Origin of the sequence: Brachyspira intermedia PWS/A (assembly GCF_000223215.1) — a bacterium.
Taxonomy (GTDB): domain Bacteria; phylum Spirochaetota; class Brachyspiria; order Brachyspirales; family Brachyspiraceae; genus Brachyspira; species Brachyspira intermedia.
The window spans coordinates 384,949-400,489 of record NC_017243.1 but is presented as its reverse complement, the minus strand read 5'-3'; the positions used below and the strand labels follow the sequence as shown (position 1 = coordinate 400,489).

General features: G+C 27.1%; 15 protein-coding genes. 6 read left to right on the top strand and 9 right to left on the bottom strand.

The window, feature by feature from the left end; genetic code table 11:
- Positions 1 to 6 precede the first annotated feature (6 nt).
- From BINT_RS01820 to BINT_RS01810, 3 genes are read left to right on the top strand one after another with little or no spacing between them, the layout of a single operon-like run.
- A complete protein-coding gene (locus tag BINT_RS01820) occupies positions 7 to 675 on the top strand; it encodes a HEAT repeat domain-containing protein (RefSeq protein WP_014486857.1) in 669 nt (222 codons plus the stop codon).
- 30 nt (positions 676 to 705) lie between these two features.
- Positions 706 to 1,488 carry a hypothetical protein gene (locus BINT_RS01815; RefSeq protein WP_014486856.1) on the top strand — a complete coding sequence of 261 codons (783 nt, stop codon included), beginning with the start codon at positions 706 to 708 and terminating at the stop codon, positions 1,486 to 1,488.
- Positions 1,488 to 1,745, top strand: coding sequence for a hypothetical protein (locus BINT_RS01810; protein ID WP_014486855.1), 258 nt, complete (start codon positions 1,488 to 1,490; stop codon positions 1,743 to 1,745). Before BINT_RS01815 ends, BINT_RS01810 begins: the two co-directional genes overlap by 1 nt.
- A gap of 107 nt (positions 1,746 to 1,852) precedes the next feature.
- On the opposite strand, the gene BINT_RS01805 is transcribed toward BINT_RS01810, so the two are convergent.
- Genes BINT_RS01805 through BINT_RS01795 form a run of 3 tightly spaced genes read right to left on the bottom strand, consistent with a single transcriptional unit; the run spans position 1,853 to position 3,927 of the window.
- On the bottom strand, positions 1,853 to 2,272 hold the full coding sequence (locus tag BINT_RS01805; protein ID WP_014486854.1) for a C-GCAxxG-C-C family (seleno)protein: 420 nt from the start codon (positions 2,270 to 2,272) through the stop codon (positions 1,853 to 1,855).
- A gap of 15 nt (positions 2,273 to 2,287) precedes the next feature.
- A complete protein-coding gene (locus BINT_RS01800) occupies positions 2,288 to 3,265 on the bottom strand; it encodes a beta-ketoacyl-ACP synthase III (RefSeq protein WP_014486853.1) in 978 nt (325 codons plus the stop codon).
- 35 nt (positions 3,266 to 3,300) lie between these two features.
- Positions 3,301 to 3,927 carry a queuosine precursor transporter gene (locus BINT_RS01795; protein ID WP_041177168.1) on the bottom strand — a complete coding sequence of 209 codons (627 nt, stop codon included), beginning with the start codon at positions 3,925 to 3,927 and terminating at the stop codon, positions 3,301 to 3,303.
- Positions 3,928 to 4,090: 163 nt separating this feature from the next.
- Here BINT_RS01795 and BINT_RS01790 point away from each other — a divergent pair, with 163 nt between their 5' ends.
- A complete protein-coding gene (locus BINT_RS01790) occupies positions 4,091 to 5,725 on the top strand; it encodes a tetratricopeptide repeat protein (RefSeq protein ID WP_014486851.1) in 1,635 nt (544 codons plus the stop codon).
- An 83-nt stretch (positions 5,726 to 5,808) separates the two neighbouring features.
- On the opposite strand, the gene BINT_RS01785 is transcribed toward BINT_RS01790, so the two are convergent.
- From BINT_RS01785 to BINT_RS01775, 3 genes are all read right to left on the bottom strand, one after another.
- Positions 5,809 to 6,741, bottom strand: a complete 933-nt coding sequence (locus BINT_RS01785) for a tetratricopeptide repeat protein (RefSeq protein WP_014486850.1) — start codon at positions 6,739 to 6,741, stop codon at positions 5,809 to 5,811.
- A gap of 78 nt (positions 6,742 to 6,819) precedes the next feature.
- Positions 6,820 to 7,761, bottom strand: coding sequence for an EFR1 family ferrodoxin (locus BINT_RS01780; RefSeq protein ID WP_014486849.1), 942 nt, complete (start codon positions 7,759 to 7,761; stop codon positions 6,820 to 6,822).
- A gap of 96 nt (positions 7,762 to 7,857) precedes the next feature.
- On the bottom strand, positions 7,858 to 9,420 hold the full coding sequence (locus BINT_RS01775; protein ID WP_014486848.1) for an NAD-dependent epimerase/dehydratase family protein: 1,563 nt from the start codon (positions 9,418 to 9,420) through the stop codon (positions 7,858 to 7,860).
- A gap of 181 nt (positions 9,421 to 9,601) precedes the next feature.
- On the opposite strand from BINT_RS01775, the gene BINT_RS01770 reads away from it, so the two are divergent.
- On the top strand, positions 9,602 to 10,429 hold the full coding sequence (locus BINT_RS01770) for a CAP domain-containing protein (protein WP_041177167.1): 828 nt from the start codon (positions 9,602 to 9,604) through the stop codon (positions 10,427 to 10,429).
- Positions 10,430 to 11,001: 572 nt separating this feature from the next.
- The gene (locus BINT_RS01765) at positions 11,002 to 11,889 is read left to right on the top strand and encodes a restriction endonuclease (protein WP_014486846.1); all 888 of its coding nucleotides are present in this window, start codon (positions 11,002 to 11,004) and stop codon (positions 11,887 to 11,889) included.
- A gap of 609 nt (positions 11,890 to 12,498) precedes the next feature.
- Here BINT_RS01765 and BINT_RS01760 read toward each other — a convergent pair.
- The 3 genes from BINT_RS01760 to BINT_RS01750 are packed head-to-tail and all read right to left on the bottom strand — an operon-like array spanning position 12,499 to position 15,528.
- Positions 12,499 to 13,173: an SAM-dependent methyltransferase gene (locus BINT_RS01760; protein WP_014486845.1), complete on the bottom strand. Its 675-nt coding sequence runs from the start codon at positions 13,171 to 13,173 to the stop codon at positions 12,499 to 12,501.
- Between the two features lie 8 nt (positions 13,174 to 13,181).
- A complete protein-coding gene (locus BINT_RS01755; RefSeq protein WP_014486844.1) occupies positions 13,182 to 14,213 on the bottom strand; it encodes an N-acetylmuramoyl-L-alanine amidase in 1,032 nt (343 codons plus the stop codon).
- A complete protein-coding gene (locus BINT_RS01750) occupies positions 14,206 to 15,528 on the bottom strand; it encodes a CHAT domain-containing protein (RefSeq protein WP_014486843.1) in 1,323 nt (440 codons plus the stop codon). Before BINT_RS01750 ends, BINT_RS01755 begins: the two co-directional genes overlap by 8 nt.
- Positions 15,529 to 15,541: the final 13 nt, after the last annotated feature.

Below are 15,541 nucleotides of genomic sequence, written 5' to 3'. Positions count from 1 at the left end.
TTTAATATGAAGAAAAATATTATACTTTTCATATTTGCAGTAAGTTCTATGCTTATTATTTCATGCTCTGCTAAAGATGTTACATTAAGAAGAATCGAAGATGTACATAAAGCAGAGCAGAAACTTGCAAAAAATCCTGATGATGAAGAAACTGTATTAGAAGTACTTAATGCAGCACAAAACGGAGGAAGAGAGGTACGTGCTGAAGCTATATGGGTACTTGGAAAAATAGAGGCGGATATAGCATACAGTGATTTTCTTCGTGCTAGTGTAGAAGATCCTGATTTTAATGTGAGATGTTTGGCAGTTTTAGGACTTGGAAAATTAGATGCAAATAATCCTGAAGCTATTGACAGAATAAAAAGGGCTATATCAGATACTGATTTGCAGGTTCAGATAGAAGGTCTTAAAGTGGCTGGAAGAATGAATGCTAAGACTCTTTTGAATTCTATACTCGATAGCTTATCAAGTAAAAATAAATGGGTAAGAATGGCTGCTGTTGAGGCTTTAAAAGATTATGATGATGCTAGAGTTGATAGGTCTTTAAATCTACTAGCTTCTACAGATAAAGATTATGCTGTAAGATCTACTATCAATCAGGTAATAGAATACAGAAAAAATAAGAAAAATTCAAAAGCTGAAGAAGAAATAAAAGAAACAGCATCAGCAGAATAATAATATACGTAATAAAGGAAAATATATTGAATGAATAATAAAATCAATTTTCTTTTTATATTAATATTGTCTTTATTTATTACAATATCATGTGCATCAAAATATTCTTATGTAAGAGTAGATGATATAATAGACAAAAATAGAACTATTGCTGTTGCTTCTTTTACTTTTCCAAAGAGCATGACTAATGAGTATTGGGATAGATTAAAATATTTAAATACTGAGATATATACTGATTTTGTATTAAACAGTTTCATTAGTAATTTTAATTCTCAAAATGAAATGGTTAAGCTTGTAACTTTGCAGGAAGCTATAGGAAATAAAGAATTTGCTAATCTTCCTCATCACTCTATATTGGGGGCTGATTATGTTGCTGCAACAGGTACACTTGCAACTAATAGATTAAGCGAAGAAACTTTAGCATTGCTTGCTGATAAAGTAGATGGAGTAATGTATGCTGAATCTGCTATGTCTTTCTGGTCTCAAAAAGTTAATATAGATTTTGAGATTTACGATATGGATGGAAATTATTTATGGATAGATACTTTGAATGGGGCTTCTTATTATATAATAGGAGATACAGGAGCACCTACCAGACAAACTGCTTATGAAATAGTTATAGCCGATGTCATGAAATATCAAAAAAAGCATGCTGAAGAATTATACATAGTTATAGATCAGGCTATATCAAATGGTGTGAGCGGTTTAAAAGGAAAAGTTCCTTATGCATTCAATACCAATGATATTATATTCACACAAAAAACATTTAGTTTAACTAATGAAGATTATGCAAAAAAGGCGGGTATATATTAATGGCACAAAAACAAAAAATAGAATTAAATTTTAGCGATGTAGATGATTTTCATTTTAAAAAACCACTGAAAGGTTATATGCTTAAAATAGCAGAGGATCATTATGTTATAGGCAATGAGGATTTAGCTATCAAATCTACAGGAAAAACTCCTAAAGAGGCTGCTGAAATGGTTAAAGAGCAGTTTATAGTACTTGCTAATGATATAATGTATAAATCGAAATATGCACCTTTAAGCGAAAGAGAAAGAAAAAAGTAAATATTATCAATTCTATATGTGATATTGTTTAAAAGTATTTATATTAAGTTTTAAAAAGTGAGTATTGTTTATTTAATACTCTATCTTTTTAAAACTTTATAAATTAATTATATTTTTCTATAGTCTTTATATTTTTCCATTAATTCATCGAATATTTTAGCAGCTTCAAATATAAGATAATCGCATCCTTTTTCTTCATCTCTGTAATGCTCTACCAAATAATCGCAATTAATGCTGTTCATTTTTTCATTAAACTTATTTATATATTCTGCTTCTATTTCTTTTAATAGAGTACCCTCATGTCCTCTATCTTCTATAAAAGCCTTAGCAAAAGCCATTATTCCGCCTGTTAATATACCGCAAGTTATACCAACAGCCATACCGCCACCGAAACCTGCCGCCAATTTCAAATCATTTCTATTTATACCAAGCTCATAAACCTTATTAGCTCCATAAAGCATTTTCTCAGCACAATTCAAATCTTCTGCCTTACCAAATCCAGAATATAAATACTCATATAATGTCATAAAATACCTCCTTAATTAGAATTTAATTAAAGTAGATCCCCAAGTAAGACCAGCTCCGAAAGCAGTAAGAAGAACATAATCACCTTCTTTTATAGCATTAGATTCAAAAGCCTCTGTAAATGCTATTCCTACGCTTGCTGCAGATGTATTGCCGTACTTTTGTATATTAATATAAAATTTATCATCATTCAAACCTAAAGTTTTAGCAACAGCATTCATTATTCTAGTATTAGCCTGATGGGTTATTATAAGTGATAAATCTTTTAACTCTAAATCAGCATTTTTAACAGTTTTATTAATAGTTTCATCGAAAGTCTTAACAGCCTTTTTAAAAACTTCAGTACCTGCCATACTTATGGTATTTGTATTATCTTCAACATTCTCCTCTGTAATAGGATTAACACTTCCGCCGCCTTTTACTATAAGTATTTCATCATTAGATTCAGAACCTATATCTGTTGAAATAATGCCTTTAGAATCATCTGAAGAAGCTTCTAATAAAGCACTGCTAACCCCATCTCCAAATAATATAGCAGTAGTTCTATCTTCCCAATTAAGTATATCAGAACATTTTTCAGCAGCAACTATTAAAACCTTCTTACATTCTCCGCTTTCTATAAGTGAAGCAGCTGTATTTAAAGCATATATATATCCTGAACAAGCAGCAGATATATCAAAAGCAAGACATGAATTTTTTATATTAAATGCCTTTTGAACAAGTCCAGCAGTAGAAGGAAAAGTATATGATTTTGTAGAAGTAGCAACTATTACAGCATCAGCATCTTCTATTACAGCACCTTTATCTTTTAATTTTGATACAGCTTTAACCGCCATATCTCCTGTACTTTCTTTTTTATCTGCTATTCTTCTCTCTTCTATTCCTGTTCTTGAAACTATCCAATCATTATTAGTATCCAATTTCTTTTCTAAATCATAATTAGTCATTACATTTTCAGGTAAATATGATGACAAATATTTAATACTAGCTCTCATATTAATTAAACTCTCTCTTTATTTATTTTCTAAAATCAATTTTTATCTTTTACTAAATATATCATAGGAACACTTATCACTGTAACAGCATATTTTACTATGAAATTAAATATAAATATTCCTACCAAAGCATCGAAAGGCAAAGCTCCCCAGAATGCTATAGCAACAAATACTAAATTATCTACAGGTATACTGAAAGCATTACTTACTAATACCCTAAGCCATTGATGTTTCTTTGTTATCTTAGTTACAAAAAGATGATATATTTCTGTATCAACAAGCTCTGATAATGTAGAACCCAATATAGATGCTATTGCTATTCTTAAAACAGGACTTAAAGTTAATTGAAAAGCCTCATTAAACTCCCAGCTTGCATCTGCAGGTATTTGAGATATTATATAGAAATAAATAGGAGAAAAAATATTAATAATTGCTGATACTATTATAAGTTTCTGGGTATTTTTCTTACCTATAGTTTTATGTGCCATATCCCTTATTGTAAAAGCTAATGGATACAAAAATGTACCTCCATCAACGGCAAGACTTAAAACATTGGCTATTTTAACACTTGCTATATTTGATATCATTTGACAAGCTATATAAGAACAAATAATCAGTATAGTAATAAATGAAATACTAAAATCTTCTTCCCTTTTTTCCATATTGAAAACCTATTAATTTGATATATTTAGTTGATATATAATATACTAAAAAAATATTTTAGTCTATAGTTTTTTTATAATAAAAAAATTGATTTTATGTAAAAAAATTATATAATTTTTATTATATTTATTGTATATAAATATAAGTAAAAGGTTTGTTAAAATGGTTTATATTATATTATCAGCAATAGTATTATTAATTTTAATTATTATTCTTATAAAGAAAATTCTTAACAACAAGAAAACTTTATCGCCAAAATATGTAAAAAAGCAAATAGAAGAATTGACAAAAAAAATTAATGAAGATGAAAAAGATTATGTATCTATTTATCAATTAGCAAAACTTAAAGAAGAAATAGGCGAAATAGAAGAAGCCTTAAAAATGTATGAAAAATTACTGCAGGTTTCTTTCTTTAAAGAAAAAGAGGAATTAGAGATATGTCAAAAACTTGAAAGCTTTTATGAGAATTTCGATAAAAATGAAGAAGCTTTTAAATATACCATAAAAATTGCCAGATTAGATTCCAATAATATGCCTTGTAATATTAAAACAGGAACTACTCTTTGCAATGAAGGATATTATGTACTTGCATGCGATTATTTTAATAAGGCTATACTAAATAAAAATGAATTTGATACAGACAATCTTAAAGCAGCTGCTTTTAGTTTTTTTAAAACAAAAGATTATAAAAAATCTATTGTATTTTTAGAAGAACTTCAAAAAAGATTAGCAAAAGAAAATGATAAAGATATAGATAACATTAATCAAACTTTGATATCTATGTATATGCTTTCTGATGAATTAAATATAGCCAGAGGTTTTATAGAGCAGATTATAATTAGTAAGCATATTAATAATCCGTTATATATAGATAGAATTTATTTGCATATATTGTATAAAGTTCTTGATAATGAAAAGTTTAGAGAATTATATGATAATCTATATAAAAAATATAATATATCAAACCCTAATAAAAAAATATCAGATTTAGTATTAGACTATTCTTTTTACTCATATTTTTTAAGAGACATAACTTTATCCAAAAGATTATTTGAAATTATAAATGATTTAAAATTACCTGAATTAAATACTTATAATTTTGATCTTATAATAAAATATTTATCAGATATAAGTAAAGCCACAGAACAGCTTAACAAATTAAGAAATCTAATGAAATTAGATAATTCTAAAAATGATAATTATGAAAAGTATGTAGAAAAAGAAGATATTCAAAATTGGGAGAGAGCTGTTGATTTATGGGAAGGTTCTTTTATAGATATAAGTTATTTGAGTTCTCTTATAACAATACAAAATAATATAAATGTTAAGAAAATATTAGATGAATTAAAAATAAACGATGATAAAAGCAATAATGAAATGAGTTTAAAGATTGTACAGAAAGTAGATAAAATTTATAATATGAATATCATAGACTTCAAAAAATTATGCCAGAATTTAATACGCACAAAATTATCATATTCTATAATACAGGAATATACGGATGCTGCTTCTAAAAGTGATTATGGTGATGAGGTTAATTATATAACATACAATACCAAAGGTAATAAAAAAGATACTACTTTGATATCTTTCAAAAGATGGAAAAAAATTGAAATAGGAGAATTATTAATAAGAGATTTCCAAATGATGATTAATGAATCAGGTGCTAAAAACGGTATTTTAATAGTTCCTGTAACTTTAAGTAATAGTGCTAAAAGCTATGTTTCATACAATGACAAAATAACAGTTTATTCAAGAAATCAATTTAATAATCTTCTTAAAGATGAAAAACTGTAATAAGAAATAATCATAAAAATAAAAAAGTGATAGTCTATTTTTATATAGATTATCACTTTTTGAAAACAAAAATAAGCGAAAATTTATTTTAACATTTCTCTATCTACTAAATCATTAGCAGGAACATAATCGTTTATTACTTGTGAGAAAACTAAAGTATCAACAAAACCGCCTCTTTTTATAGAAAGGAAAAGATCATTATATTCATTTTCAGGCATACCTAATTTCTTCATAGTTACAGCCTTATAGAATACTGCATCATTAGCAAATCTAGTTCTAGGATATTCCGTAATAACTCTGTCAAATAAAGCAATAGCTTCCTGAAGTTCATTCTTATCACTTGAATAAGTTTGATAAAGCATACCATTCCATAATAATGAAAGAGGTTTAAATTTCTCTATAGAAGTTAATCCTGCTACTTTCTTAAAGCATTCATCAGCTAAAGTAATATGATTTTTAGCTACAGTATTGTTTGATTTTCCCTCTTTAGCAAGGAAATAATGAACTATACCCTTAAATTGATATAAATGTCCTACATCAACATCTTCAGGTAAATTATTAAAATCTAATTTATTTATATAATTTAGAGCCTGAGTATACTCTTTATTAGCTATCATAACTCTTATTTCTCTAATCATCAAAGGATCATCATTAGAAGTCCAAGGGCTATAAAAATTATATATAGTAGCTTTCAATGGTCTTTTCTTAGCAGGTGCTGCTGCTGAAGAAGACGATGAAGTATTATTATCTGTTTTATTTATATTTTGATTAGGCTTGTTATTTACAGGCTGATTATTAAAATTATTATCTAATGCAGATGACATATTATCTGATGTATTATTATTAGAAACACCATTATTAGTTTCAACAACAACATCATTGCTTGATGAGTTTTGATATTCCTTTTCTATCTCATTGATATAATCATCTTCTATATTGCCTTCTGCAGGTTTCTTACATGATATTGTAAAAACTAACAATAAAGCTATTAATATTGCTAAAGACTTCTTTATCATTTTCCGCTCCAAACTTATTTTTATATTGTTTTTTTATTTTCGGAAATTATAAAAAAAGCGTTAGAATAATATTTATTGTTATGATATATAATTCTCTATGTTTTTATAATATGATTTTTGTTTATATTCTTCTTCAGCATTATCAATGTAAGAATGTATTTTTTTGTCGGCATCTGCAAAATATCTGTCATAGGCTTTTTTGCAGTAATTGTCATGTTTGCCTTTTATTCCTGTAGGAGGATTCTCAAATTTATAAACTCCATTAACTCTCCAGAAATTTAATATACCTATACTAATGGCATCAACAGGACATCTGAAGGCACAGCTTGTACACATTACGCATTTATTTTTGAATTTGATATTTCCTTTTTCATCATTATAAATATTATTAACAGGACATTTTTTCACGCACAAATTACAATGAGTGCAAATCTTTTTTACTCTGAACAAATTACCATTAACTTTCATGGCAGGATGCTCTATTCTGAATAAAAATGCTATTAATCTGCCGAATGGAAATTTCTTTAAAAAACATTCTTTGCCTTGTAAAACTTCATTAGCCTCTATAACGCATAAAGCCTTAGCAGTTTTCCACATCTTAGCGGCAAACTCATCAGTATGTCTGAATATTATATTATAAGGCATTATATAATGATATTCATTAGTAAGTATATAACCTTTTGGTTTTAATCTTGCCATTAAAGGCTCTGAAGAAATGTTATTAATTGTTAAAGGCTCTCCGGAAGTTTTTATAATAAATATCTTCTTTTTATCTAGCTTTGGAAATAATTTTATTAAATCAAAAATGGGATAAGGTGCATTGAAGCCATGTATAGGATAAGCAAGTCCTACATAATCATAATCTTTAGGATTAGGCATATTATCAAAATTATCGCCTACATTATAAAGTAAAGTTTCAACACCATTTTCTTCAAATATTTTTTTATATTCTTTAGCTGCCTTTTCAGTGTTTCCGGTTCCTGAAAAACAATATATCACAGCTTTTTTATTTTCTGACATATTATTATCCTACTATAAGTTTTCATTATAAGTTTTTATATGCATTCTATATTAACTATAATTTAATCATAACAAATATAATTAAAAAAATAACTATTATTGATCAATTTTCTTATGATGTGCCTTAAAATCCTCATCAAAATAATAAAGCATATTCTCATCTTCTTTATGTGAGTCATACCAAACCTGAGCAAAGAAAGGATTTTTCTTAGCAAGCATATCAAAATTCCAAGTATAATCAGGCATACATTCTTCACACCAATGACCAGCCTTTATAACTGTGAATGGAGAAGCCTCAAATTCATGACCTTCTGCACAAGCCCATTTTAATTTTGTATGCAAATCGCCTTTAGTCATGCTAGTGCTTAAAAGTTTTCCGCCTCTGAACTCTGCCGCTTTTTTAAGATCTTCTAAATCAATCTCACTGTCTTTTTTACTTTCATCATAGCCATGATTAAGAAGTTTGGCATTCTTTATATCAAGCAAAGCCTTATAATCTATATAATTTCCTTCTGAGTCTTTATTCTCAAATAATAAATTAAAATTCTCCCATTTCTTTGGCAGATTATCAAAATTTTCTAAACTTCCGAATGTAGCTATGATCTTACCGTCTTCTCCGTTTCTTCTCCAATATGTAGGTGAATTAGGATGAGGTAAAAGCCTTTGTATAGCAAAGAATGATATTAAAGAAGGAGGTACTATCTTTCCTAATGAATAATACCAATGAGTTTTTCCTATTTCATTCCAATAATCTGTAACTGACTCTTTCTGATAAGAGAATAATTCTTCAAGTTTGTATCCATCATAATACCAAAGTCCATGGAAATTTCTTGTAGCATTCCAATTAGGCTTCATATATGTTTTAGTTGATCCGCCTATGAGTTTGAATCCGTCATTAAATGTATCATAACCAATAAGTCTATTTTCTGCCTTGCTTCCCAAATTGAAACAGCCTTTCCAGAAATAATCATCTAAATTGCCTTTTATATCCTCTTCAATAATTCTTTTCATTAATAAACCGCTGTCTCTTGCAGTAGCCCATTCAAGCGGTGCATTATAGCAAGTATGGAACATTAGTCCGTCGCTCATATTATCAGTAAGCATTCTGCTATGAAGCATTGCAGTTTGTCTTATTATTGCTCTATTTTCTAATGATGAATCAAGTACATATCTTTCGCCTTTTAATTTTGAAAAAGAATATGCATCATAAGGACTTATTAATAATGGATCACCTACTCTGCCCCAAGGGTGTTTTTCATTTCTATTGCCATAAAGTGCTACTGTTGATATATGTACAAGTTTAGGGCGTTTATTTTTATCCATCGCCTCTAATATATCTACTATATGCTTAACTCCAACAAAGTTTGTAAGATGTGCTAGTTTTGGGTATTTATCAGATTTTGGAGGTATCACTGCAGCAAGATTAAGTACATAATGACAATCTTTCAATAATTTCTCGCAGTCATCTCTTTCATATAAATAACCTGGTATTATCTCTACCCTTTTTCCGTATTGTTTTTTAAATTTCTCTCCTGCTTTTTTACTTTCCTTTCTTACAAGAACCTTTACAAGCTCAATATCTTCTATTTCCATTAATTGTCTTAAAGTTTCAAGTCCCATATTTCCTGTGGCACCTGTTAAAGCTATTATATATTTCATAGATATTCCTTTGTCTTTAGTGATAAATCTGATTGATATAGTTATCACTTACTAGTTATAAAAAATTATCATTTAAAATTTACTATTATTTTACATACTTTAAAAATAAACAGTTTTTATTATATGTAGTATTATATAAGAAATATAATTTTTGTAAATAATGTATTCAAAAGGACTAAAAATGAAATATTGTAAAAAAGCATATTTAATATTATTAAGTTTGATACTTTTTACTCAAATATCTTTTGCTCAAAATAATGATGAAGCCAATCAATTATTTAAATTAATAAATGATGAAAGAAAAAAATCAGGCCTTAATGAATACAAAGCAGAAACTCAATTACAAAATGCTGCTAATCAAAGAGTAAAAGAAATAGCAAATGGAATAAGAAAATCTACTGCTTTAAAAGATAATAATATACAATTTGCTTCATACTCTGAAGGTTCCATAATTGCAGATATGACAGCTGATGAAGTATTTGCTCAAATGCTTAAATCACAAAGAAATTTAATACTAAACAATAAATTCACTCATGCTGCTGCTTCTGTATATGAGAATAATGGCAAAAAATATTGGGTTATGATTTATGTAGTATCAAGAAATGACAGCATAGTAAAACAGGAATTAAATATACAAAAAGAGAGAGAAAGAGTTGTTGAATTATGCAATGAGGCTAGAAAGCAAAATAATATATCTGTTAATTTAGTCTTAGATACTAAATTAAGCGAAGCTGCACAGAAAAGAGCCGAAGAATTAATAAAATTATTCTCGCATACAAGACCGAACAGAACAGACTTTTCTACAGTATTAAAAGAATATAATATCACTTACAAAACAGCAGGTGAAAATATAGCCAACGGACAATTTGATGCTGATGATGTTATGAAGTCTTGGCTTAAATCACCCGGACACAGAGCAAATATACTTCAAAAGAATTTCGGTAAAATAGGTGTTGGTGTATTTGAATATAATGGCAGATTATATTGGGTGCAGGTATTTACTAACTAATATTTTATAACTTATAGAAAATAAATTTTATATCAACTTTTTAGTGCAATACTAAAGTTATTAAATGCCATTTCAATTATAACATTTGTATTTTTGCGGCTTTGATGAAGTCAAAAAAGTTAATGTAATTTTTTAATTTATCTAAAAATATAATAATTTTACTTTTTTGTTTTATTTTGAAATCCCACCCTTCTATATTTACAACTTTTATTTGTTATTTTTACTTTAATACTTCTTTAAAATATTTTATGCAATTACAAAACCCACCCAAAATTTTATTTTACTTTATAATCTACACACCGCACGCAGAGTAAAATTATAAAATATATATAATTCTGAATTCTAATTTTTACTATATTTTAAATTTCTCTTATCGTGCGTAGAGTAAAGTTTTAAAATTTAAAAAAGCTTGGGTGGGTGCTAGAATTTCTAATAAAGCAATGAAAATAATAGAAGTTAAATATTCTGTATAAGGCAATAAATATAAAAGGGTGGGGATTAGAATAAAATTAAAAAACATTGTAAAAAAGCAATTATTAAAGTATGATTTATATAGTATAGGAGTTTTATAAATGGCACTTTTAAAGACAAGAGAATATTTTAAATATGTATTAAGATTTTTCTATGAAATTAATGAAGCAGTACATAGAAGTAAAATATATGAAAAAATAAAAGAATATACTAATCCTTCTGAAGAAGATTTAAAACTAGTAAAAGGAAATGGATATTTCAAATTTAATGATAGAGTTGATTGGTCATTGACTTATCTTAAAAAAGCTCAATTAATAGAAAATATAGAAAGGGGCGTATATCAAATAACCGACTTCGGTAAAAAATTCTATGAAGAAAATCCGAACTTTGATTTCAAAACATTAAAAGAAAAAACTCCTTATTTAGAAAACAGCAAAAATAATTCAGATGATGATGACATAGAGGAAATAGAAGATGAAAACAGAAATGAAATAGAAAAGAGTATCGAAGAGTATTATGAAAGTGTAGAGAAAGATATACTTGATCGTTTGCAGTCTATGGGTGATAACAATGTTGATAAGGGTACTAAATTTGAAAATATATGTTTAGAACTGCTTGAAAAAATGGGGTATGGTAAAAAGTACAGAACAGGCGGAAGCGGCGACAGAGGAATTGATGGCACTCTTACTATGGATAAATTCGGTTTTGATATGATAGGAATACAATGCAAATGCTACAAAGAAAATAATAAAGTTAATGATACCGAAATAACTAAATTTGCTCATGGGCTTAAAAATGTTAATGGTATAAACAGAGGAATTTTTATAACCACTTCAGATTATACTCCTCAGGCTAAAAAAGTTGTAGAAGAATTAAAAGATGTAAAAATAATTTTGATTAATGGATACAGACTTGCTAAATATATGCGTGAATATGAAGTGGGAGTGAAAGTACTTGAAACAAGAAATATTTATGATGTTATAATTTAGTATTAAATATATACCTATTTTGCTTTTATTATATAATATTAGTTGAATATGTTTTATCTGTAAGATAAATTATTAATTTTTAAAAATAATAAGTAATCAGCCGCACGTATAGTTGGCATTTTATAATATGAGACAGTACCGTGCGGTAAGGTGCCGCAGCTCGCGGTTGACAAACTTAAAAATTTTTAGTATATACCTAAACAATTATATTTTATCAATTTTATTTTTTATATTTTTATTATTTTCGGGGACTAGTCCCAAAACCCCCACTTCTTTTGGTGCCCCAAAGAAGCAAAAGGGCTATATTTTAGCTCAAATTAATAACCTATCTTACATGTAAAACAATTTTAGTATTATTTAGTACTAATTTTATACTTGCACTTTTTGCAACTTTTTGCGGCGGGAAAAAGTTGAATAAAAAAATGACAAACTCTAAAATTTTTAGTATATATTAAATGCATAATTAGAAAAATGAATGCCCACCCAAGCATTAATTAAATTTAAAAATTTTTTAAACGCACGGTAAATACATTTTTACATATTATTTGAATTGTATTTATAATCAATTTTATATTTTTAGCATCACTCAGCGTGCGGTTAAGAACATAATCAGCTTATAACTATTACAAATTCTCTTTTTTTGTTTTCCTGATATTTACTGCATATATCTGATACTCTATCTATAATGATTTCTTCGCTTTCCATTGTGATATCCAAACATAAAGCTATTTCTTTATCTTTGGAATATACTTTTTTGATTGCATTAAGTACTTTGCCTAATCTGTATGGTGTATCTAATATGATAACAGGTACATTTAATCTTTTTAAATATGATAATTTTTTTTCACGTTCTCTGTCATCACGAGGCAAAAGACCAGCATAATAAAATTCTTTAAAATTAAAAGGCAAGCACATAATAGCTGCTGTAACACTGCTTACACCTGCTACAGGACGTACCTTTATATTATGAGCATAGCAATATTCAAGCAAAAGCCTTCCGGGATCTTCTAATATTGGAGTGCCGCAATCACTTATAAGGGTAACAGTTTTGCAATTTATAATCTTTGTAATTATTTCATCAATATCTTTAGATTTTTTTGTATGTTCGCTAAACTCTATTAAGCATTCTTTATTTTTATTTATATTAAGTGCTTTAAAAAGTGTAGTGGCCTCTCTGAAGCTTTCAACTAAAACAATATCGCTTTCAATTAAAACCTCTTTTAATCTTTCGGTATTGTCTTTATAGTTACCTATATCTCTTGCAGCAATGTAAACAGTAAGCATATATAATCCTATTTCCTGAATGATCTATTTGTATTGTAGTTCCAATTTGTACTTATTATGTTATTGCTTATAAATATATTAGTAAAGAATGTATTAGTAAGAAAGTTATTAGCTTTAGAACGTTCATCCATTTCATTAATCTTTTTTACTTTAAGATTCAAAGCTCTAATAACAGCATAAGTTTCATTGTCAATATTTCCGTCTATTTTTTCAGGTCTGAAATGACATTGAAAAGCATAAATCACCTTTCTGGAATCAAGATCCCAAACATTATTTGTAGGCATACTTGTATATCCGTATTTTATAAACTCTTCTTTTATATCCATTACTTTTGCTTTTTTATATTCATCATCATTTAAAAAGTTGCTGTAATCATATTCATCATACCAAATGCCCAAATTATATTCATCATGAAGTCTTTTCCATGGGAATTTAGGACCTGGATCTTTTTTTCTATATGGCGCTATATCAGAATGGCCTAATATATTATAAGGTTTTATTTCATATTTCTCTATTAAGTCTTTAAGTAAGTATGCTACTTTCTCTATTTGACTTTCTTCAAATTCTATATATTCATCATAAGAAGTAAAGAATAATTCATCTCTTTGCTTTTGCGTCATTCTATTTAATTCTTCATAAGTATTAGTAACTTTTTTTAGGAATCCTAAATTCACTATTTCTATACCGATTGAGGAATCATTCATACTATATCTGTTATCAAACATAGTAATACCAGCATGCCAAGCTCGGTCTCCATCATCTACAAGTTTATATATAGGCTCATCTTTTTTTGTAGTTATGAGATAATGAGCAGATACTCCGGGATCAGTCAATACTTTGAATGATAAATCATCATTTAAAGCAGTGTAATGAAGTATAATATATTTTATTCTTAAATTATATGCTGGAGATTTGAAAGCACTTGAAACTTTCGGTGCTATTTTTCTAGTTCTTATAGGTGTTATATTCTCATTATTATTACATGATGTAAATGCCAATATTATTATTAATAAATATATAAATCTAATCAATTTAAACATATATAGGAACTCCATTAAATCTATATCGTATAAAACCTTTATAAAACTCTTTAACTTCTACATAAGCAAAATAATATGCTTGTGCTGTATTGATTCGGGCATATTTATGAAGTAAATTACTGTAAAAACTATAAATAAAATCTAAGTATTTACCGTCAGCTAAAGAACCAATTCCGGAAATAACTGTAGCTACTCCAGAAGAAAGCAGTGATTTTGTAAGTTTATTATCAGCTTCTTCCATATTGCATGCATTAATAAAAATAAGCGAAGGAGGATTTTGTAATGCTGTTACTGAATTTAGTATATAATCCTCGCTTAATTTTATTCCGTCTTTATATCCATGAGTTATAATATGTACTATATCATAGCTTTCCAATATTTTTACAAACTCAAAATAATTATGCTCTTTTTTGTATAAATCTATTTCTATATTTTTTATATTATTTTGTAATGACAGAATAGAATCAATTTCTTGTTTATCATATGATATATCATCATTTGGTATTGAAATAATAGCCATTTTTAATTTTTTATTATCTGATTTTTTATTGTGTAAAATGTTGGATGCATTGCTATATGAAAAAATTATATTCTCTGATAAAAATTTACCGTCATAAGAAAGTATATCCCAAGGAATACTATATGTTTTATCATCAAGATGCAAATAAACTATTCTAAATCCGTCAAGCAAATGTACCCTAAAGTCTTTTTCAGGAATGAGCATATTCATTAAATAGCTTCCAAGCTCTATATATCTATCTATATTATTATTTTCACTATTTGAATATTTTAATAAACGGATATATTCTTTATATATGCTTTCATAAGCTTTATTGTCAAAATGTTTTTCATATTCTGCTACATAAAGTGAAGGATATGTTTCTATAGCTTGGTATTTGAAAATATTATTATCTATAGAACATGAAAAAAATGTCTGAGATATATTATCATTTAAAAGTATTAATCTGTCTTTTAATTTTGAAAATGTTTTTAAATCTATTTCATATATTGAAAAATCAGAGTATTTATCTTCTAATTTATAATATATTCCGCGTCTTCTTTTATAATTATCGCTTATATTTATGCTTATATAATTATCATCAATTTGTTTTCTATTATTAAAATCTATTTCATAATAACCATATAATTTATTTTTATCATTATCATAAAGGAATATATTTATTAAACTATTATCTTTTTTATTATTTTTTAAAATCTTTTTTATAGAAGAATTCTTCAAATTAATATATTCCATATTATGAGATAAAAAATAATCTCTATTTTGTGTTACTATATATGATTTATATTCTATCATTAAAATATTATTT